We start from the raw sequence: 20,638 nt of genomic DNA on the forward strand, positions 1-20,638 counted from the left end.
CGCAGACCTCCGACGGCTCGACACCTGACGCCCGAAACGCCTTTGCCGCTACCGTGGATCGCATGGCGGGCATCGTGCTGCACGGCCCCGAAGGCCAGGACCGGCGATTACCTTGCGGCGCCGTCCTCATCGACAACACGACCTACTTCTCGGCGGTCGACCTGATCTCCGGCCAAGGCATGGACGCCTACCGGGTGTTCAACCTCGCCAACCTGCTTGAGTGCGTCGTCGTCGCCGACCTCGTCATCACGTCGCCCACGGCGGCGTGGCAGCCGTCGAGCGACGACACCCTGTTCGCGGACGGCGGGCCGTGCCGCAACCTCGTGTTCGACGGCTCCGACGAAACGGAGCTCGGGCGGCTGTTCGTCGATGCGATCGCCGCGGCGGAGCGGGACGCCGCGTCGCGGCGCGTCGTACGGCGGCTCGGGTACGCGCCCCAGGACGCGGCGCCCGCCGTCCGGCTGTTACGCCAGTGGCGGGAGGCCGCGGAACGCGACCCGCAGGGCTTCGTCCGCCAGTACTCGGAGCCCGCCTACCTCACCGACCCCGCCAGCCACGCCAAGCTGTCCGCGCTGCACGGACCGGCGGGCGCGACGGCGGCCGCGGAGTTCCAGCTCGCGCAGTTCCTGCTGCGCACCAGCGTCGCCTACGCGCTGTCCGCGCGCTGGGCGTACCACCCGCATTCGCACCGGCTCGACTACGTGTCCATGCGCATGCGCCGCTCCAACCAACAGGCGCTGCACCTCGGGCAGGAGATCGTCCGCGTGACGGAGACCGCCGCCTCGGAGGCGCTCGAGACCCGAAGGCAGGACTCACTCCTGCGTGAGTTCGGCGCCTTCCGGTACGAGTCGCCGGTGCCGTTCGTGCTCGGCGCCGTCCTCGCACAGTGCCGGCGCCCCGCGGACGTCCTGCCCGTCGCGCTGGAGATGCGCGACACGCGCGGCGCGCGCCGCTACCGACGGTGGGCCGGCGAAATCGTCGCCGCCGGCCGCTCGGGCGACCTCGACCGCTGGGACCGCGCCGAACACGAACTGCGCGACGCCCAGCGCATCCTCGGCGCCGAGCTGTCCGGCGTGTACTTCGGGCGGCCCGGCCGCAGCCGGACGGGCGTCGTCGAGAACGTCGCGACACACATCGGAACGGTCGACCCGAGCCTGCTCCTCGAGCACCGCTGGGCGGAACTCGCCGCACGCGAGGCCGCCACGGCCGCCGGGAAGCTGCCGGAGGCGCTCGACCGGTGGAAGGCCCGGCGCCGCAAGCGCAACGTCGTGTTCCTGCTGCGCCTGGCGAAGGAACGCCGGCACATCGACTCGCTCAACACCCTGCTGCGCGGCGTCTTCGACGCACCGCTCGACGCCGACGGCATGGCCACCCTTAGGGACCTGCACCAGCGCAACCGTCGGAACGTCGCCGCGTTGTCCGCGCTGGCCCGGATCACCCCGTGAGGGACTGGCCCCACCGGGTGATGCGTCGGCGGGTCGGGGCGGGGGTGCGGGGTGGGGGTGGGCGGCGGGTGAGACTGCGGCCATGAAGCGCACCCGCTCGATCCGCCTGTTCTGTGCCGCCGCGCTCGTCGCCGCGAGTCTGCAGGCCGTGTCCGCCGTTCCCGCCGCCGCCTCGGGCCAGGACTGGTGGAAGGGGCGCGGCTGTGTGGCCACTCCGTCGCGTGACGTCCGCGGTGCCGGGCGGGTGGCGCTCGAGGTGGCCGAGCAGGCGAAGCGGGAGTTCGGGCTCAACGCGGTGATCCTGCGGGTGAACCGAGGGGGCCGCGAGGTCGTCACGTCGGCGATGGGCGAGTCGATGACGGGGGTGCCGGCCGACCCCGCCATGCATTTTCGGATCGGGTCGGTTGCCATCGCCTTCATGGGCACGACGCTGCTGCGCCTCGCCGACCAGGGCCGGGTGAGTCTCGACGATCCGGTGTCGCGCTGGATTCCGGAGCTGCCGAACGGCGACCACATCACGTTGCGGATGCTCGGGAACACGACGTCGGGTCTCAGTGACTACGTCACGAACACCGATTTCCTCGCCGAGCTGGCGGCGCACCCCTTCCGGCAGTGGACGCCGCAGGAGCTGGTCGACTTCGCGCTGACCAAGACCTGGTACGCGCCGGGCACCAACTGGAGCTACTCGCACGCCAACTTCGTCCTGCTCGGCGCCGCGCTGGCCCGCATCACGCACACGCCGTTGGACCAGGTGCTGCGCCAGTACGTCATCGACCCGTTGGGCTTGAGCGAGACCCGCAACTCGTACACCCCGGACATCCCGACACCGGTCCTGCACGCGTTCACCTCGGAGCGCGGCACGTACGAGGAGTCGACGTTCTGGAACCCGTCGTGGACGACCGCGCCCGGAGCGGTTCTCACCGGGGACATCTGCGACGTCGCCAGCTCCGCCGAGGGCATCGGCGCAGGGCGCCTGCTGTCCCCGCACGGCTACCAGGAACTGCTCGACCCCGGCACGGTCGGCCTCGGCGGCCCGACCAAGGACTGCCCGCCCGACGTGTGCGTCGCCAACACCGAGGAACTCCACTACGGCATGAGCGTGCTCGTGCTCGGCGACTGGATCGTCCAGAACCCGTCCTTCTCCGGCTACGCCGCCGCGCAGGGCTACTCCTCGCAGACCGGCCTCGCGCTCGCCGTCTCGACGACGAAGGGCCCCACGACCCCGGGCGACCTCAACACCGCCCAGGTCATCATGAACCGCATCGCGGCCGCCCTCGGCCACCCGATCCCCGGCAAGGCGTGACGGAATCCGCCGACGCCGGCCCGGCCGCCGCCCCCGTGCGGGCGGCGGCCGGGGCAGCGGTCAGGACGCGGTCTCGCCGTCCCCGATGATCGAGTCCACCGTGATCCAGTCAGGGGGGCTGGTGGGCGGCGTCTTCCAGAAGATGTCGAGCTTGCAGATCAGGCCCTGGTCGTTCAGCTCCAGGTAGTTCGCGAACCGCATCGCCAGCGGCTCCTCGCCCGGGGCGTAGGTGATGATCTCCACGGCCTCGTTGAAGGCGTAGCGCCCGTCGTCGCTCAGGAACGTGAAGCGGGACTGGAGTTCGTGGGTCTGCGTGCGGCCGATCACGCCGGAGACGAACGCGATGTAGGCGTCCTTGCCGCGGCAGGTGTCCTCTTCGTTGTCGCGCATGCCGATCCGCACGAAGTCGTCGGCGAGCGTCGACGCCACCAGGTCCCAGTCGTGGCTGTCCACGCCCTTCCAGAAGTTGGCGACGGTCTTCGCCCGCGCCTCGCGGTCTGTCATACGGGAGTTCCCTCCGGGTCGGGCCGTGCGGGCGTCAGCCGACGTCCTGCAGGCGGTGGTGCGTGGTCATCGCCGACCCGGCCGGGCCCATGAGCTGGTGGGCGCGCCACAGCCGGCGGTGGAACAGGGGGACGAGGTCCTTGTCGTGCGCGCCGTCGTCGGCGACCACGAACTCCTCGAGCGCCGCGTCGCCTTCCTGCCACGTACGCGGACGCCGGCCCAGCAGCACGGCGAGATCGTCGAGGTCCGCCTCGACGCACGCCCGGCCGATCTCGTCGAACCGCTGCAGGTGCCGGGCCAGTCGGAACAGCCGGCGCAGCTCGTAGTCGCCCGAACGCAGCGACTCGACGAGGTGGCGGGTCGGGACGGCGGCGGCGGACGGCTCGGCGGCGGCCGGGAGTTCGGGCGCCTCCAACGGCACGCCGAGGAAGTCGGCCAGCGCCTCGACCGCGAACAGGTTCGTCTCGTTGCACCACTGGAGGTTGGTCATGTAGTCCGACCCCGGCGGCGGGTCGGCGAGCGCCGCGTGGAAGGCCAGCTGGTTCGTCAACGTGAAGGCGAAGTGGTGGTGCGCGACCGCCTCGGCGTCGACCGGACGCCCCGACAGCTCCTCGTACTTCGCGTACATCCGCCGGAAGTCGCCGTAGCCGATGATCGTGTCGCGCATACGGAACGCCGCCAGGTCCATCAACGGGTCACCGATGTGCGCCAGTTCGAGGTCGAGGACGGCGGTGACCCGCTGCCCGTCGTGGTGGAACTGCCCCGAGTCCCACACCACGACCGACTCGCGCCCGCGCGCGTCGAGCGGGTGACGGCGCAGCCATCCCAGGCAGAACTCCATGAACGGGTCCGGCCGCTTCTTGGACGCCCGGTACCAGCGCTCATACGCGGCCACACCGCCCCGCCGGACCCCGGCGGCCTCGAACGGCGCCACGTCGAGGGCGTGCAGCTCGGCGAGGATACGCAGGTAGTCGTCCATGACGGCGTCGCGCTGCGCCTCGGTGCACCCCGCGAAGTCCGGTTGCCCTGGCACCCGGTCGATGACGAACGCGCGCGGCTCGTCGATCCAGCCGTGCACGCCCGCGACCGGCACGCCGCGCTCGTGCATCAGGCTCTGGACGAGCATCTCGTGCTCCAGCGGGAACACGCCCGGGTAGTCGGTGCGGTCGCCGCGCACGCACAGTTCAAGCGTCCGGCCGTCGCGCACGACGTCGGCGAACCACACCGGCCGCCAGCGGGCCTGCCGCTCCAGACGCTCGACGGGGCCGAGGTTTTGCTCCAGCCAGGTCCGTATGAGGCTCTCCATGGCCGTCACCGAATCACAGTTGCGCCACTGACGCAACTAATTCTGTAGACTGGGTCCGCCGCCGCCGACACGGGGCACCGCGCCGGAACCGGGAAGGCCGACGACCGACAGATGACCGACAAGAAGACCAGCACGCGGCCCCTCAGCGAGGCCGCCGTCGGCGACAACACGCCGCAGGGGGACTGGCTGCGCGCGGTGGTCCCGCCGCTGCGCGACCTCGTCCGGGCGTCGCGCGACGACCGCCTCATCGAACGGGTCAGCCACGAAGCGGGGGTGCGCGTACCCACGCACCTCGTCCTCGCGCTCACCCGCATCGGCGACTTCCAGCCCGTGCGGCTGTCCGACCTCGCCGACCAGATGGGTGTCGGCCGCACCACGCTGAGCCGCCAGGTCGCCGACCTCGTCACGGCGGGCCTGGTCGCCCGCACCCCCGACCCCGCCGACGCCCGCGCCGCCACCCTCGAACTGACCCCGCACGGCGACGAGACCCTGCGCCGCATCTGGGACGCCTGGGGCCGCCTCGTCGCCGGCCTCACCGACGGCTGGCCGGCCGCCGAACGCGAGGCCCTGCCCCGGCTGTTGGCCCGCCTGGGGGCGGGACTCCAGGCACTGGTCGACGACTGACGGCACACCGCCGAGGCCGCGCCGGGGCGTCATACGGTGGTGAGCAGGGCGAGCGAGCGGTCGAGGCGAGCGGCGAAGTCGGACGCGCCGCACGTGCCCCGTGGGCCGTACCCGCCGTGCGAGCGGGTACGGCCCTCCCCGGAGCTCCGACACCACCGGGGGCTGGGGGAACCCGCCGGTCAGCGCTCCGCGGCGGCGCGCCACACGCGCCGGGACGTCGCCAACGGGTCGGACACGACCGTCGATTCGCTGTCCCATACCCGGGTCAGCGCCTCGTCCGGGGTGAACTCCGGCCAGCCCGGGTCGCCCGTTGCGGCGAAGCCGGTCCAGGCGGCGCGCAGCTGTTCGGACAACCGCAGGTAGTCCGCCGGGGGCTGCTTGCCGGCGAACAGGAACCGGCCCATCTCGCCGCGGGCGTGGCCGAACGCGGCCGGGATGTCGATCGTGTGTACGGCACCCATCGCGCCGCCGAACACCGGGCTGCGCCACGCGAATTCGTACAGGAACGCGCGCCCGCCCGCCGCCGCGTGCGCCTCGGCGAGCCACGTCGACGGCATCCGGAACAGCGAGTCGGAGTACATGTCCGTGTGGATACGCCCGTCCGACGCGCCCGGGGCGGCGGCCCGGTACGCGGCGGCGGCCGAGGCGTCAAGCCCCAGCACCCGCGCGGTGTCCTCCGGCCGGGTCGAACGCTTGGACGGGCGCGGCTGCTTGGGGACGGAAGGGTCCGGCTTGGACCGGCTGCGCGCCATCGTCAGCAGCATCGGCAACGAGCCGAGCATCCCGCGAAGGGACGGACGGATCGCGCCGTGCTGCATCGCCCACAACGTGAACTCGTCACGCGTGTAGCCCGAGATCAGGTCGATGTCGCGCGCCGCCCCCGACCGCACCGCGAGCCACGGCTTGTCGACGACCGTGATCCCGTCGATCGTGGGCGAGAACGCGGTGATGGCCTCCGGCGTCGACCAGGCGCCCGGCTCGGCCTCCATCGAGGCCAGCGGCACGTCCTGGAAGGCCAGCAGCCGGGCCGGCGCCGTGCCCGGCAGGGAGTCGGGCGCGATGCCCGCGGCGTCGCGGATCAGGTCGGAGATCCGCGCGGCTTCCTCCTCCGGGATGAACCGGCCCGCCATGCTCTGCACGATCGCCCGCCGGAACAGGCCGCGCGCGCCCGGCGCGGTCATCAGCGCCGCCACGGACGCGCCGCCGCCCGACTCGCCGAAGACCGTCACGTTGTCCGGGTCGCCGCCGAACGCCGCGATGTTCTCCTGCACCCAGCGCAGCGCGGCGGCCTGGTCGAGGAAGCCGCGGTTCGCCGGCGCGCCCGGCACGTAGCCGAACCCCTCGAAGCCCACCCGGTAGTTGAACGTCACCATGACGACGCCGTCCCGCGCGAGCACCTCGCCGTCGTGCGTCGGGTCCGCCGCGTGGCCGCTCTTCCACCCGCCGCCGTAGATCCACACCATGACCGGCAGCCGGTCGCCCTCGCCGCCCGGCGTCCAGACGTTGACGGTCAGGCAGTCCATGCCGTCGGACGGCCGCCACACGACCGGCATGCCCGGAACCAGCGGAATCTGCGGCGGCGCCACGCCGAACTCGCGCGCCGGACGGACGCCGTCCCACGGCTCCGCGGGGGCGGGGGCCCGGAAACGCAGCGCACCCTCGGGCGGAGCGGCGAACGGGATGCCCTTGAACACCCTCAGGCCGTCGGCCTCCGTACCGGCGACCTGTCCGCCGGTGGTCTTGACGACAACTCCCATGTCCTGCTCCTGAATCGATGGTCAAACGCCGGTCAGCTCGTCCGCCACGGCCCGGCGCGGTCGGCGACCGGCTCCTCGGCCCGCTACAGGCCCGGCCCGCGCAGCGCCACGGTGCAGCCGACCTTGGACTGGATGTTGAAGTACAACGTGCGGCCGTCCGGGTCGAACGTGGCGCCCGCGAACTCCGCGTCGGGGTCGCCCGGCACCGGCGCCAGCCGCGCGATGTCGAACAGCGCGCCACCCGTGGTGAGGCCGCGCAGGTAGTTCTCGCCCTCGCCGTCCTCGCACAGGATGAGCGTGCCGCGCGGGCTGACCGCGATGTTGTCGGGCATGTCGAGCACCGACGAGTGCGGCGACTCGTAGACCAGGCGCAGCTGTTGCCGGTGGATGTCGTACGCCCACACCTGGCCCCGCCCGGCGCCGAACGCCGACAGACCGCCCGGTCCCGTCGGCTGCTCGTCGCCGGGTGCGGCGGCGCCGCCTTGGGTGGACACGATGTAGACGGTGCCGTTGTCGTACACCGAGCCCTCGAGCCGGGAGAAGACCGCCGCGCCCTTGGCCTGGCCGGAGCGGCTGACCGTGGGCGACGCGTCGAACCACGTCGCGCCCGGCGCGAAGGCCGGGTCCGGGTCGTCGATGTCGACCCAGGTCACCGGGTAGGAGGCGTCCTCGGCCTGCCCCAGGTGCAGCTGCGCGCGCGGCGTCCCGTCGACCGCGAGCATCTGCAGCCGTCCGCCGTCCAGCAGCCGCCCCGCGCGCATCGGGTGCACGGGCGGCAGATAGCGGTAGAAGCCGGAGGCGAACAGCGGGTTGTCCTCCGTGAGGTACAGCACGCCGTGCACCGGGTCGAACGCGACCGACTCGTGCTGGAAGCGGCCGGCCGCACGGATCGGTTCGCGGCCGCCGGGCCCGTGTACCGGGACCTCGAAGAGGTAGCCGTGCTTGCGCTGGAGCTTGCTGTTGTCGGCGCCCGGCACGGGGCTTTTGACATCGGGGCCGTCGACGGACTCCTCGCAGCTGATCCAGGCGCCCCACGGCATCGGGCCGCCGGCGCAGTTCATGATCGTGCCGTTCAGGCTGACCCGGTGGTCGGTCAGGCGGCCGTGCCGGTCGAGCGTCAGGGTGGTGGTGCCGCCTCCGCCGAACGCGTCGTAGGCGTCCGCCGGATCGCCGATCGCGCCGGGCGTGCCCGGCACTTCGTGGTTGCGCACCAGCACGGTGGTGCCGCCCCAGCCGCGGAACGCGGCCATGCCGTCGGGGCGTGCGGGCGTCGGGAACCCGTCGCTCATCGGCTCGCCGAACACACCGAACGAGCGGTAGCTGAAGCCGGGCGGCAGGTGCAGGCGGACCTGCCCGTCGCGGTCGTCGGGCACCGGGGCGAGCGGCCCGAGGTCGCGCACGGGCGCGCGGCGCGACGGGTCGGCGGCGGCGTGCGCGGACGCGACCAGGCCCTGGAAGGGCCCGGCGGCGAGCGCGACGCCTCCGGCGGCCGCGGCGCCGCGGGTCAGGAAGTCTCTTCGATCCATGGCGGTTCTCTCCTGTCTGGCGGGCAGGGGGAGTGCTGTGGCAGCGGAACCGAACGGGACGGGCTCGGGCCCGCGGGCGGGAGCGGATCGGGTGGGTGCGTCGGTGGTGGACGCGGAGGGTCGGCGTCCGGAGTGGGGCCCGGGCGGCGGTCGGCATTACCGCCGCCCGGGCGTCTGACGGGCTACTTCGCCGGCCGGGTCTCCCAGGCGACGTCCGGCAGGTAGCTGGGGCCGTAGTTGAAGCCGGTCATCTTCTTGCCGTTGAAGGCGTAGATGCCGTCCATGCGCAGCACACCGACGAACCACGCCTGCTCGACGACGTAGCGCATGACGTCCTGGTACATCGGCGGCTGCTGGGCCTCGGGCGCGGCGTTCGCGGCGGCCAGCTTGCTCGTCAGCACCGGGTCCTCGGTCGCGAACGGGTTGAACGCGGTGGCGTGCGGCAGCATCCAGTCGAGCGACGCGAAGTAGGTCGCGGCGCCGCCGTACCCGTAGCCGAGCACGGGGAACCTCTTCGACGTGGCGTTGACGATCCACTGGCCGACGGTCGCGTCAGTGGTGACGTTCGCCTTGACGCCGACCTGCTTCCACTGCTCGATGACCGCCTGGGTGATCAGGTCCATGCCCAGCAGGCTCTGCGTCTCGACGTCGACGGTGAACCCGTCCGGGTAGCCCGCCTCGGCGAGCAGCTGCTTGGCCTTCGCGGGGTCGTACGGGTAGCGGTTGTCCAGGTCGGCCGCGAAGCCGTCGAGCCCCGGCAGCGAGATCTGCGTGGTCGGCTGCGCGTACGACTGGAACAGCGCCTTGGCGATCGCCTCGCGGTTCACCGCGTAGTTCAGCGCCTGGCGCACCCGCAGGTCCTTGAGCGGCTTGGCGATGGTGCCCTGACGGTCCACCAGGTTCACGCCGGTGAAGATCGCCGGGCTGTTGACCACCGACAGGCCGCCGGACTTCGCCGTGTCGACCTGGCTGGGGAGGATGTTGGTGATGTCGGCCTGGCCGGTCTTGACCGCCTGGATCGCCGACTGGGGGTTCGGGATGACCTTGATGACCACCTTCTTCCAGTGGATCCGCGACGCGTCCCAATACCCCGGGTTGGGGACGTAGGTGTAGTGGTCGCCGGACACCGTTCCCCCGGGGTCGAGCGTGTACGGCCCGGCGCCGTACGACCCGGTGCCGAGCTTGTCCGGGGCGACGAGGCCCTTGGGGCTGATGACCGAGCCGACCATGGTGATCTGCTCGAGCATGCGCGGCAGCGCCGGGTTGGGGCTGCTGCAGTGGATGTGCACGACGTCGGCGCCCTTGGCGGTCACCGATTCGATCGCGGACGTCCACGAGACGTTCAGGCCGTTCTTGCGCACGTAGTCCAGCGACGCGGCGACCGCCTCGGCGTTGACCGGGGTGCCGTCGGCGAAGTTCACGCCGGCGCGCAGCTTGAGCTCGAAGTCGGTGTTGCCGGTGCCGACGTAGCCCCATTCGGTGGCGAGCGCGGGATGGACCTTGCCGTCCTGGCCGGTCCGCAGGAGGGTGTCGTACGCCAGGTTCACGAACCAGTTGTCCGAGCCGACGTTGGCCTTGGCCGGGTCGAGGCTGGCGGGCGGGCTGAGGGTGACGATGTTGAGGGTGTCGCTCTTGCCGCCGGAGCTGCTCGACGAGCTGCCCCCGCAGCCGGTGGCGGCGAGCGCGAGCGCGGCGAGTCCCGCGACCGCGGTGCTGAATCTGGTGCGTCTGCGCATGGTTCGTGCCTTCCTTAGGGGTTCTTCGGCCGGGGGAGGTGCTTCGGTCCGGCCGAGGCGGGGCTCGGGACGGGCGGCTCGACGACGAGGTGGCAGGCCACCGACCGTTCGGACGACGGTGCGCCGTCCGGTCCGGCGCCGAGGGTCAGCAGGGGCGGACGCTTCTCGCGGCAGACGTCCACCGCGATCGGGCAGCGGTGCGCGAACACGCAGCCGGTTGCGGAAGGCGCCGCCGCGGTTCCGGTACCGGCGCCCGCCGCATCGGCCCGGGCCAGCCGGCGGGTGCGCTGCGCGGCGGGGTCGGGTTCGGGGGCGGCGGCCAGCAGGGCCTGGGTGTACGGGTGCGCCGGGCGGTCGTACACCTCGCCCGCGTCGCCGGCCTCCAGCACCTGGCCCCGGTAGAGCACGAGGATCCGGTGCGACAGGTGGCGCACGACAGGCAGGTCGTGGGCGATGAACAGGTAGCTGAGCGACAGTTCGCTCTGCAGCTCGGCCAGCAGGTTCATCACCTGGGCCTGGATGGACAGGTCCAGCGCACTGACCGGCTCGTCGCAGATCACCAGCTTCGGCGACAGCATCAGCGCGCGGGCGATCGCGATGCGCTGGCGCTGGCCGCCGGAGAACTGGCCGGGATAGCGGCCGGCGGTGTCCGCCGGCATGCCGACCCGCTCCAGCATTGCGGTGACACGATTCAGCACCTCGGCCTTGCCGAGTTTCTCGTGGACCAGCAGCGGCTCGGCCAGCGTCTGGCCGATGGTGCGCGCCGGGTTCAGCGACGAGTACGGGTCCTGGAACACCACCTGCAGCCGGTCGCTGAGGCCGCGTCGGGTGCGCGGCGCGGCGCGTGTGATGTCCTGCCCGGCGAAGCGGATCTCGCCGGAGTGCACCGGGTTCAGACCGAGGATCGCCCGGCCGATGGTGGACTTCCCGGAGCCGGACTCGCCGACCAGGCCTACGGTTTCGCCTTCGCGGACGGTGAAGCCGACGCCGTCCACCGCGCGCAGCGGCGGGGTGCCGCGGCCCTGGCGGAACTGCACGGACAGGTCGCGGACCTCGAGGATGTTCGGTGGCGTCATCGGAGGCTGCCCTCCTCGATCAGGGACTGGACGTGGATGCAGCGGGTGAGGCGGCCCGCCTGGGGCTCGGTCAGCGCGACCGCGTCGGCGCGGCACGCGTCGGTGGCCAGGTCGCAGCGCGCCGCGAACCGGCAGCCGTGCGGCCAGTCGCGAGGCGCCGGCACCGCGCCGGGGATCGTCGGCAGCGGCTCGCCCCACACCGCCTTGTGCGGGTTGGCCGCCATCAGACCCGCGGTGTACGGGTGCATGGGGCGCGCGAACATCGGCTCGACGTCCGCCTGTTCGACGACCTGGCCGGCGTACATCACCACCGCGCGGCGGCACAGGTCGGCCACCACGCCCCAGTCGTGCGTGACGATCAGCACGGCCATGCCGGTGCGCTCCTGCAACTCGCGCAGCAGGCCCAGGATTTCCGCCTGGACGGTGACGTCCAGCGCGGTGGTGGGCTCGTCGGCGATCAGCAGGCGCGGCTCGCCGGCCAGTGCGAGCGCGATGGCGACGCGCTGCGCCATGCCGCCGGACAGCTGGTGCGGGTAACGGCGCGCGACCGCCTCGGGGTTCGGGATGTGCACCGAGTCCAGCAGTTCGACGGCGCGCTTCCGGGCCTCCTCACGGCTGCCGCCGCGGTGTGTGTGGACGGCTTCGGCGAGCTGGCGTCCGACCGGGTACGTGGGGTCGAGCGCCACCATGGGCTCCTGCGACACGTACGCGATGCCGGTGCCGCGGATCGCCGCCATCGCGTCGCGCGACCCGCTCACCTCGACACCGTCGAACACGACGCTGCCCGCGGTGATCCGGCCGCCGCCCGGGATGAGCCCGAGCACGCCCAGCGAGGTCACCGACTTGCCGCACCCGGATTCGCCGACCAGGCCGACGGTTTCGCCGGGCGCGACGTCGAGGCTCACACCGTCGACGACGCGGGTGCCACCGATCTCGATGGTGAGGCCGCGTACCGACAGCAGGGCCTGCGGGTCGGGCGGCAACGGCGCCTCGGAGCCGGCGTCGGCGGGCGCCGCGGCGGCCTTGGCCTTGGCCTTGTCCGGTCCCGAACTCGCTTTGGAGACCGACCACTTCTCGACCGCCGCATCGCGGATCGCGTCGCCCAGCAGGGCCAGCGCGACGACCGTCAGCACCAGCGGGACACCGGCGGGCACCAGCATCCACGGGTCGCGGTCGATGGCCTGGGAGGCGTCCGCGACCAGGCCGCCCCACGACGGGTCCGGCGGCTGCGCGCCGAGCCCCAGGTAGCCGAGCCCGGCCTGGATGATGACGACGATGGCCGAGAACAGCGCGCCCTGGACGATGATGGTGCTGGCCATGCGCGGCAGGACGTGCCGCCGCAGGATCTGCCCGTGCGTCAGCCCCGCGACCTTCGCGGCCGCGATGAACAACTCCTCGCGGATGGTCAGCGTCTGCGCGCGCAACACCCGCATCAGGCCCGGGGCTCCGAGGATGCCGAACGTGATCATCGCGGCGTGCAGGTTCCCGGGGAAGACCGCGAGCACCACCAGCACGATGATGATGGGCGGCATCGCGAACATCATGTCGGCGACCCGGGTGGTCACCCAGTCCACCCAGCCGCCCCGGTAGCCCGCGAGCAGGCCGAGCGTCACACCGATGAGCAGGTACACGGTGAGCGCTTCGACGACCGCGCCCAGGGTCGACCGGCCGCCGAACAGCAGGCGGCTGAGCAGGTCGCGGCCGAGCACGTCGGTGCCGAGCAGGTGGCTGCCGGACGGGCCGGACAGCACGTTGTCGAGGTCCTGTGACAGCGGATCGTGCGCGGTGAACAGCGGCGCGGCGGTGGTGGCCAGGAGCAGCAGTGCCAGCCACGCCGTCGCGATCACCGCGGCCGGGCGGCGCAGCACGCGGCGGACCAGGCCTGGCGAAGAAGGCTTTGCGGTAGGGGAGTTCACCGCGGCGTTCGCGGTCGCTTGTGCTGTCGTACTCATGCGGCACGCACCCTCGGGTCGAGCCGGCCGTAGGCCAGGTCCACGAGCAGATTGACCACGACCACCACGCCGGTGACGTACAGGACCACGCCCTGGATCACCGGGATGTCGTGCTGGACCGTCGCCGACGACGTCTCCCCGCCGAGGCCCGGCAGGGCGAAAATCGTCTCGACGAAGACCGCCCCGGCCAGCAGGCTGACCATGACGACGCCGAGTACGGTGACCACCGGCAGCGCCGCGTTGCGCAGCACGTGGCGGTAGAGGATCGAGCGCTGCCGGAAGCCGTTGGCCTCCATGACGCGGATGAAGTCGCGGGACATGGTGTCGAGCACCGAGTCGCGGGTCTGCTTGGCGATGATCGCGACCGAGCTCACCGACATGGACACCACCGGCAGCACCAGCGACCTGGCCCATTCGGTCGGATCGTCGGCGAACGGCACGTAGCCGGTGACCGGCAGCCAGCGCAGTTTGACCGCGAACAGCGCGATGAGCACGAGGGCCAGCCAGAACGCGGGCACCGCGAGACCGACCAGCGACAGGACGTCGACGGTGCGGACCAGGGCGCCGCCGCGCCGCGCGCTGAGCACGCCGAGGCTCACGCCGATGATGCCGGACACGATCGTGCCGGTGACGATGAGGGACAGCGAGACCGGGAGGCGCGTGTTGAGCATCTGCGCGACCGGCTCGCCGGTGAACAGTGACGCGCCGAGGTCACCGTGGAGCACACCACGCAACCAGTGCCAGTACTGGGCCGGCAGGGAGTCGTCGAGGCCCAGTCGGGCACGTACGTCGTCGTACTGCGCCTCGGTGGCGTGCTGGCCCACGATGGTTCGCGCGGGGTCCCCGGGGACCAGCGAGACCAGCACGAACGTGAAGGCGGAGACGACGAACAGCAGTGGTATGGACGACAACAGCCGCCTGACCACGAGTCGGAGAATGGCCATGCTCACCTCGGGGGCGTGGGGCGATGCCCGGATTAATGGATTCAGCAGAGGATGGCGAGAGGTCGCGGGGGAGCCCTGAGGGCGTCGTTGGGGACCTGTGGCGGGAATCTGGTGCGGAACGTTAGCGCGTAATTTTGACTGTCGCTAGATTTGGAGCATAAATCTCGGCTGCGTCCACCTGTCGAGACGCGCAAAAGCGGCGGACCCGCCCGCCGGTGGGCATCGGGGTTCGCGCCCGACGGGCGCTCAGTCGGAGAGTCGCACGGCGCCGGGGCGCCTGGGTGCTTGAGCTTGCTTTTGGTTGACGATCGTTATGAGCGCGCAATAGCTTGCGCACATCCAAACCCGACCGAACACTCGGTAGTTTTCAATGGGCGTCGGCGCAGCCATCCCGTCCCGGGCGATCCGCGCCGGGCGGGGGAGAGCGGTGCGCCGGCCGCCGTGGGAGGAAGCGCCACATGGGTCAGCCTCAGGACGACACCGCCCCCGAAGTCCACACGAGCTCGGGCCGCGTCCGCGGCGGATACGAGAACGGACTCGCCGTGTTCAAAGGGGTGCCCTACGCCGCCCCGCCCGTGGGCCCGTTGCGGTGGCAGCCCGCCGCTCCGCACCCGGGATGGAGCGGAACGCGGGACGCCGCGGCGTTCGGCCCCTCCGCGCCCCAGGCCGTCCGGGAGGGCGACCCCGTCCTCGGCGGCCACGGATTCCCGCCGTTCGACGAGGACTGCCTGACCCTCAACATCTGGACGCCGGCCGCCGACGCCGCCGCCCGGCCGGTCCTGGTCTGGATCCACGGCGGCGCGTACATCTCCGGGTCGAGCGCCATGCCGAACTACTCGGGCGAGACGTTCGCCCGCGACGGCGACCTCGTCGTGGTCACCCTCACCTACCGGCTCGGGCCGCTGGGGCTGCTGTACTTCGGCGGCTCCGACGGCGAGGCCGCGCCCGGCAACGCGTGGCTCTCCGACCAGGCCGCCGCGCTGCGCTGGGTGCACGACAACATCGCCGCGTTCGGCGGAGACCCCGGCAACATCACGGTCGCGGGACAGTCGGCGGGCGCCCAGGCCACCGCGGCGCTCGCGGGACATCCCGACACCCGGGGCCTGTTCCGGCGGGCCATCCTCCAGAGCGTCCCGCTCGGCATGCCTCTCGCCACGCCCGCGCAGGCTCGCGCCAGTACGGCGGCGTTCCTGGAGACGGTCGGTGTGAAGAACGTCGACGAGTTGCGCGACGTGTCCTGGCCGAAGCTGGTCGAGGCGTCCGTCGAACTCCTCATCGCCACGCTGCGCTGGGGGCATTGGGCGGTTCCGTTCGTGCCGGTGCTCGACGGTTCGACCATCCCGCGCCCACCGGTCGACAGCCTGCTCGACGGGCCCGGCGCCGACCTCGACGTGCTGGTCGGCTGGACCCGGGAGGAGGCCGCGTTCAGCTTCGCCGTGAACGAGATGTACGCGTCGGCGGACAGGGAGCAGGTCCTGGGCCGGCTGCGCGAGAGCCTCGGCGAGGACGCGGAACGCGCCTATGCCGCGTATGAGGCGGCCCGCCCCGGCGCGCGGCCGATCGACGTCCTCGTCGACCTGACCACCGACGAGGCCTTCCGCAAGCCCACCCTCGAGTTCGCCGAGGCCCGTGCCGGGCAGGGGCGGCCGGTGTGGGTCTACGAGTTCGACTTCCCGACCCCCGCGCACGACGGTGTCCTGGGCGCCCCGCACTGCCTGGACCTGCCGTTCGTGTTCGACAACTTCGACGCCTGGGCGCATGCGCCGTTCATCGCCGGGATGGAAGGGCGGGTCCGGGACGGCCTCGCGGCGGCCATGCACCGCGCGTGGATCGCCTTCATCCGCACGGGCGACCCCAACCACCCCGCACTGCCCACGTGGGTGCCGTACGACCGGCAGTCGCGCACCACCATGCACTTCGACACGGTGATCACGGCGCAGGCGCACCGCGCGTAGCGCGCCCGGGCGGGGCCGGCCGGGGCTCTCGTCGAGCCCCGGCCGCCCAGCTGACACGATTCAGCGCGATTGCCCGGCGGATTCGGCAGCAATGGGATGGATCATATCGCGTCTCATTGACTGTCGTCAGATCTCGTGGATAACGTGAGGCTACGACCCCGCTCACATCAGGACGAGGTGGCGCTCATGGAGCTGTCCCCATCCGCCCACGTAGACAGTTTCTGTCGCGATCGGCTTCCCCCCTTCGAGCAGTGGCCCGACCTGCTCTTCGAACTGCCTGAGGTGCACTACCCCGACCGGCTCAACTGCGGCACCGCGCTGTTGGACGACGTCATCGCGGCCTTCGGCCCGGACCGCCGCTGTCTGGTGACGCCGCAGCAGAGCTGGACGTACGGCGACCTGCTCCATCGCGCGCAGCAGGTCGCCCAGGTGCTGACCGAGGACCTCGGTCTGGTGCCCGGCAACCGTGTACTGCTGCGCGGCCCGAACAACCCCTGGCTGGTGGCCTGTTGGTTCGGAGTGCTGCGCGCCGGCGGGGTCGTGGTGACCACGATGCCGCTGCTGCGCGCACACGAGCTCACGACACTGGCCGAGATCAGCCTCCCCACGGTCGCGATCTGCGACCACCGGTTCCTGGACGAGCTGAACGCCGCCGCCGTGCCGGGGCTCTCCGTCGTCGCGTACGGCGGGGAGGGCGACGACGACCTGACGGCCCGCTGCGCCGCCAAGCCCGGCGTCTTCGCCCCGGTGGACACCGCCGCCGACGACGTCGCGCTCGTCGCCTTCACCTCCGGCACGACCGGGCGCCCCAAGGCGACCATGCACTTCCACCGCGACGTGCTGGCGAACGCCGACACCTTCTCCAGGCACATCATCAAGCCCGAGCCCGACGACCTGTTCACCGGGACCCCGCCGCTCGGCTTCACCTTCGGTCTCGGCGGCCTGGTGGTGTTCCCGCTCCGCGTGGGCGCCGCGACGCTGCTCACCGAGCGCGCCACGCCTGACGAACTGGCGGACCTCGTAGCGGATTTCGGCGTGACGGTGCTGTTCACCGCGCCGACCGCCTACCGGGCGATCCTGGCCGCCGGGCTCGCGCCGAGGCTGACCTCGCTGCGCCGCTGCATCTCGGCCGGCGAGGCGCTGCCCGCCGCGGTCTGGGACGCGTTCCACGCCGCGACCGGGGTGCGCATCATCGACGGCATAGGGGCGACGGAGATGCTGCACGTGTTCATCTCCGCCGCCGACGACGACATCCGTCCCGGCGCGACCGGCCTCGCGGTGCCCGGCTACACCGCGGAGGTACTGGCGCCCGACGGCGGCCGCGCCCCGGACGGCGAGCCGGGCCTGCTCGCGGTCAAGGGCCCGACCGGCTGCCGCTACCTCGACGACGCGCGCCAGCTCACCTACGTCAAGGACGGCTGGAACATCACCGGCGACACCTACATCCGTGACGCGGACGGCTACTTCTGGTATCAGGCGCGCAGCGACGACATGATCATCTCGTCCGGCTACAACATCGCGGGGCCCGAGGTCGAACAGGCGCTGCTCGCCCACCCGGACGTCGTCGAATGCGGCGTCGCCGGAGCCCCCGACGCCGCGCGCGGCACGATCGTCATGGCCTTCGTCGTGCTGCGCGAGGGCGTCGAGCGTGACGAAGCCACCGTGAAGGCGCTCCAGGACTTCGTCAAGGCGACGGTCGCGCCGTACAAGTACCCGCGCGCCGTCGAGTTCGTCGACGCGCTGCCGCGCACCAGCAACGGCAAGCTGCTGCGCGCGGAACTGCACGCCTGGGCCGCGAAGTCGCCGTGACGACGGTTTGCGGTCGGCCCGAGGGCGGTGGGGTCCGCAGGCTCCCGGAGCGGGATACGGCCGAGGCCGTCGAATATCTCGTAAATTTGACGCTCGCAATATGAGCGGCATAGAGTCGTGGTGGACCAGGAACATCAGGAGGACCCTGTGCGGGTAGCGGTAATCGGAGGAGGCCCCGGCGGGCTGTACTTCTCGGCCCTCGCCAAGCAGCTGTCGCCGTCGTGGGACATCACGGTGTGGGAGCGCAACGCGCCGGACGACACGTTCGGCTTCGGCGTCGTGTTCTCCGACGAGACCCTCGACGGCATCGGCCAGGCCGATCCGGTCGTCTACGCCGCGATGTCGGGGGAGTTCGCCCGGTGGACCGACATCGACGTGCGCTACGGCGGCCGTACGCTCACCTCGGGCGGGCACGGCTTCGCCGCCCTCGGCCGCAAGCGGCTGCTCCAGATCCTCCAGGAGCGCTGCGCCGAACTCGGTGTCGACGTCCGCTACCGCACCGAGGCCCCGGATGTCGACGAACTGGCCGCGCGGTACGACCTGGTGGTCGCGTCCGACGGTGTGCGCTCCGCGGTGCGCGACCGCCACGCCGAGCGCTTCGGCCCCGACCTCGACGAGCGCAGCTGCCGCTACATGTGGCTCGCCACCGACAAGGTCCTCGAGGCGTTCACCTTCATCGTCGACCGCCACGACTTCGGCGCGTTGCAGGTGCACGCGTACCCGTTCGACGCGACGCGCAGCACGGTGATCGTCGAAATGGCCGAAGACGCCTGGCGTGCCGCCGGGTTCGCCGACCTCGCGGCTCGCGACCTGCCGCGCGGCGCCAGTGACGAGGCGAGCATCGCCCGCTGCGAGGAGCTGCTGGCCGAGCACCTCGACGGCCACCGGCTGATCCCCAACAACTCGCGCTGGATCCGCTTCACGACCGTGCGCAACGCGACCTGGCGGCACGGCAACGTCGTGCTGCTCGGCGACGCCGCGCACACCGCGCACTTCTCGATCGGCTCGGGCACCAAGCTCGCCATGGAGGACGCCCTCGCGCTCGCCGCGTGCCTGCACGAACAGCCCGGTATAGACGAGGCGTTGGCCGCGTACGAGGCCGAGCGCCGCCCGGTCGTCGAGTCGACGCAGCGCGCCGCGCAGGCCAGCCTCGAGTGGTTCGAGAACATCGGCCGCTACACCGGGCAGGCGCCTGAGCAGTTCGCGTTCAACCTGCTCACCCGCAGCCGTCGGGTCACGTACGACAACCTGCGCTCCCGCGACGCCGACTTCGTGGGCGTGGCCGACCGCTGGTTCGCCGAGTCCACGGTCGAGTCGGGCGGGGCCCCCGACGGGACGGTCCCCGCGGGCACGGCGGCCGCCGCGGACACGCCCCCGATGTTCCGCCCCTTCCGACTCGGCCGACTGCTCCTCGGCAACCGCGTCGTGGTGCCGCCGATGACCACCGGCACCGCGTGCCGCGGCGTACCCGGCGACTTCGAGCAGGCCCACCTGACCGCGCTGGCGCTCGGCGGCGCCGGGCTGGTCTTCGCCGGAATGACCGCCGTCACCCCGAACGGCCGCCCCGGGCCCGGGAGTCCAGGGCTGTACAACGACGAGCAGGAAGCCGCCTGGCGGCGCATCGTCACCGCGGTCTCGGGGAACTCCGGCGCCGCGCTCGGCATCCAGCTCACCCACGCCGGGCGCCGCGCGGCACGCACCGATCCCGGGGCCGACGGCCGCTCCCGGCCGCTGGCCGACTCGGCCGCCTGGCCGGTCGTCGCCGCGTCCGCCCTCGCCTGGGACCAGGACAGTCAGACGCCGACCGCCGCAACCGCCGAGGAACTCTTCGAGATATCCAGCCAGTTCGCCGCGGCCGCGCGCCGCGCCGACCGTGCGGGCTTCGACGTCCTGGAACTCCAGTACGGGCACGGGCACTTCATGTCCGGCTTCCTGTCCCCGCTGACCAACACCCGCACGGACGGGTACGGCGGCGACCTGGCCGGCCGGCTGCGCTACCCCCTCGAGGTCCTCGCCGCCGTGCGGGAGGTGTGGCCCGAGGACAAGGCGCTCGTCGTCCGGATCTCCGCGTGCGACTGGGCCGACGGCGGCACCACAGAGGACGAGGCGGTCGAGATCGCCCGCGCGCTGGCCGCCGCGGGCGCCGACGCGGTCGACGTGTCGACCGGCGAAGTCGTCTCGCACGAGCGCCCCGCGTACGGCCGCAGCTACCAGACGCCGTTCGCCGACCTGATCCGCAACGCCACCGGCGTGCCGGTCATCGCGGTGGGCGCGATCTCCACGTACGACGACGTCAACTCCATCCTGCTGGCCGGCCGCGCCGACCTGTGCGCGATCGGCCGCGGGCACCTGCACGACCCGCTGTGGACCCTGCACGCCGCGACCGCGCAGGACTACCGGGGGCCCGGCGCCGTGTGGCCGGATCCGTGGCAGGCCGGCAGCGGGCGTCCGCCCGGCGCGCGCACCGACCGGGTGCCGCCGCGCCTGCACCTGCTGCGCGAACCGGTCGAGCCCACCCCCCAGCGCTGGCGGCCCGTGCCCGTGCCGCAACCGAGCGTCAACTCGTGGTCTTTCCCGAGGTATTCGCCGCGGGATACCCGTATTGGAACCGGACGATGAAGCCCAGACCGGGCTTCTCCCGGGAAGAGGCCTGCGCAGACAACGACGGCCACCAGAAAGCCGGCTGAGCCGGTGCCGCCGG

General features: G+C 72.2%; 14 protein-coding genes. 6 read left to right on the forward strand and 8 right to left on the reverse strand.

Annotation, left to right across the window (positions count from 1 at the left end):
- Positions 1–62 precede the first annotated feature (62 nt).
- Both QI554_RS15600 and QI554_RS15605 read left to right on the forward strand, forming a co-directional pair.
- Entirely contained in the window at positions 63–1,445 is a 1,383-nt protein-coding gene (locus QI554_RS15600) for a hypothetical protein (protein WP_281470440.1), read from the forward strand.
- Between the two features lie 82 nt (positions 1,446–1,527).
- Positions 1,528–2,748: a serine hydrolase domain-containing protein gene (locus QI554_RS15605; RefSeq protein WP_281470442.1), complete on the forward strand. Its 1,221-nt coding sequence runs from the start codon at positions 1,528–1,530 to the stop codon at positions 2,746–2,748.
- A gap of 60 nt (positions 2,749–2,808) precedes the next feature.
- Here QI554_RS15605 and QI554_RS15610 read toward each other — a convergent pair whose 3' ends face one another.
- Together QI554_RS15610 and QI554_RS15615 are read right to left on the reverse strand one after the other, a co-directional pair.
- Positions 2,809–3,252 (reverse strand): nuclear transport factor 2 family protein, encoded by a 444-nt coding sequence (locus QI554_RS15610; RefSeq protein ID WP_281470443.1) that lies wholly within the window; start codon positions 3,250–3,252, stop codon positions 2,809–2,811.
- Positions 3,253–3,286: 34 nt separating this feature from the next.
- Complete coding sequence (locus QI554_RS15615; protein WP_281470446.1) at positions 3,287–4,558, reverse strand: phosphotransferase family protein; 1,272 nt, start codon at positions 4,556–4,558, stop codon at positions 3,287–3,289.
- Between the two features lie 111 nt (positions 4,559–4,669).
- Between QI554_RS15615 and QI554_RS15620 the strand changes: the two genes are divergently transcribed.
- Entirely contained in the window at positions 4,670–5,182 is a 513-nt protein-coding gene (locus QI554_RS15620; RefSeq protein ID WP_281470447.1) for a MarR family winged helix-turn-helix transcriptional regulator, read from the forward strand.
- Positions 5,183–5,361: 179 nt separating this feature from the next.
- On the opposite strand, the gene QI554_RS15625 is transcribed toward QI554_RS15620, so the two are convergent.
- The 6 genes from QI554_RS15625 to QI554_RS15650 form a co-directional block, all read right to left on the reverse strand.
- Entirely contained in the window at positions 5,362–6,939 is a 1,578-nt protein-coding gene (locus tag QI554_RS15625) for a carboxylesterase/lipase family protein (protein WP_281470449.1), read from the reverse strand.
- Between the two features lie 83 nt (positions 6,940–7,022).
- Positions 7,023–8,465 carry an alkaline phosphatase PhoX gene (locus tag QI554_RS15630; protein WP_281470451.1) on the reverse strand — a complete coding sequence of 481 codons (1,443 nt, stop codon included), beginning with the start codon at positions 8,463–8,465 and terminating at the stop codon, positions 7,023–7,025.
- A 182-nt stretch (positions 8,466–8,647) separates the two neighbouring features.
- On the reverse strand, positions 8,648–10,201 hold the full coding sequence (locus QI554_RS15635; protein ID WP_281470453.1) for an ABC transporter substrate-binding protein: 1,554 nt from the start codon (positions 10,199–10,201) through the stop codon (positions 8,648–8,650).
- Positions 10,202–10,215: 14 nt separating this feature from the next.
- On the reverse strand, positions 10,216–11,277 hold the full coding sequence (locus QI554_RS15640; RefSeq protein ID WP_281470455.1) for an ABC transporter ATP-binding protein: 1,062 nt from the start codon (positions 11,275–11,277) through the stop codon (positions 10,216–10,218).
- Complete coding sequence (locus QI554_RS15645) at positions 11,274–13,229, reverse strand: dipeptide/oligopeptide/nickel ABC transporter permease/ATP-binding protein (protein WP_281470457.1); 1,956 nt, start codon at positions 13,227–13,229, stop codon at positions 11,274–11,276. Before QI554_RS15645 ends, QI554_RS15640 begins: the two co-directional genes overlap by 4 nt.
- Complete coding sequence (locus QI554_RS15650; RefSeq protein WP_281470459.1) at positions 13,226–14,173, reverse strand: ABC transporter permease; 948 nt, start codon at positions 14,171–14,173, stop codon at positions 13,226–13,228. The genes QI554_RS15645 and QI554_RS15650 overlap by 4 nt, the downstream gene beginning before the upstream one ends.
- Positions 14,174–14,631: 458 nt before the next feature.
- Between QI554_RS15650 and QI554_RS15655 the strand changes: the two genes are divergently transcribed.
- The 3 genes from QI554_RS15655 to QI554_RS15665 all read left to right on the forward strand — a co-directional run bounded on the left by QI554_RS15655 (position 14,632) and on the right by QI554_RS15665 (position 20,556).
- Positions 14,632–16,128, forward strand: coding sequence for a carboxylesterase/lipase family protein (locus QI554_RS15655; protein ID WP_281470461.1), 1,497 nt, complete (start codon positions 14,632–14,634; stop codon positions 16,126–16,128).
- A gap of 186 nt (positions 16,129–16,314) precedes the next feature.
- Entirely contained in the window at positions 16,315–17,937 is a 1,623-nt protein-coding gene (locus tag QI554_RS15660; protein WP_281470462.1) for an AMP-binding protein, read from the forward strand.
- Positions 17,938–18,084: 147 nt separating this feature from the next.
- Positions 18,085–20,556 (forward strand): oxidoreductase, encoded by a 2,472-nt coding sequence (locus tag QI554_RS15665; protein ID WP_281470464.1) that lies wholly within the window; start codon positions 18,085–18,087, stop codon positions 20,554–20,556.
- The last annotated feature ends 82 nt before the right edge of the window (positions 20,557–20,638 follow it).

The sequence above is a fragment of the Yinghuangia seranimata genome (assembly GCF_029953285.1).
Classification (GTDB): Bacteria; Actinomycetota; Actinomycetes; order Streptomycetales; family Streptomycetaceae; genus Yinghuangia; species Yinghuangia seranimata.

Coding starts and splice junctions, on each gene's coding strand:
- QI554_RS15600 (WP_281470440.1), top strand. CDS start 63: ATGGCGGGCATCGTGCTGCACGGCCCCGAAGGCCAGGACCGGCGATTA.
- QI554_RS15605 (WP_281470442.1), top strand. CDS start 1,528: ATGAAGCGCACCCGCTCGATCCGCCTGTTCTGTGCCGCCGCGCTCGTC.
- QI554_RS15610 (WP_281470443.1), bottom strand. CDS start 3,252: ATGACAGACCGCGAGGCGCGGGCGAAGACCGTCGCCAACTTCTGGAAG.
- QI554_RS15615 (WP_281470446.1), bottom strand. CDS start 4,558: ATGGAGAGCCTCATACGGACCTGGCTGGAGCAAAACCTCGGCCCCGTC.
- QI554_RS15620 (WP_281470447.1), top strand. CDS start 4,670: ATGACCGACAAGAAGACCAGCACGCGGCCCCTCAGCGAGGCCGCCGTC.
- QI554_RS15625 (WP_281470449.1), bottom strand. CDS start 6,939: ATGGGAGTTGTCGTCAAGACCACCGGCGGACAGGTCGCCGGTACGGAG.
- QI554_RS15630 (WP_281470451.1), bottom strand. CDS start 8,465: ATGGATCGAAGAGACTTCCTGACCCGCGGCGCCGCGGCCGCCGGAGGC.
- QI554_RS15635 (WP_281470453.1), bottom strand. CDS start 10,201: ATGCGCAGACGCACCAGATTCAGCACCGCGGTCGCGGGACTCGCCGCG.
- QI554_RS15640 (WP_281470455.1), bottom strand. CDS start 11,277: ATGACGCCACCGAACATCCTCGAGGTCCGCGACCTGTCCGTGCAGTTC.
- QI554_RS15645 (WP_281470457.1), bottom strand. CDS start 13,229: ATGAGTACGACAGCACAAGCGACCGCGAACGCCGCGGTGAACTCCCCT.
- QI554_RS15650 (WP_281470459.1), bottom strand. CDS start 14,173: ATGGCCATTCTCCGACTCGTGGTCAGGCGGCTGTTGTCGTCCATACCA.
- QI554_RS15655 (WP_281470461.1), top strand. CDS start 14,632: ATGGGTCAGCCTCAGGACGACACCGCCCCCGAAGTCCACACGAGCTCG.
- QI554_RS15660 (WP_281470462.1), top strand. CDS start 16,315: ATGGAGCTGTCCCCATCCGCCCACGTAGACAGTTTCTGTCGCGATCGG.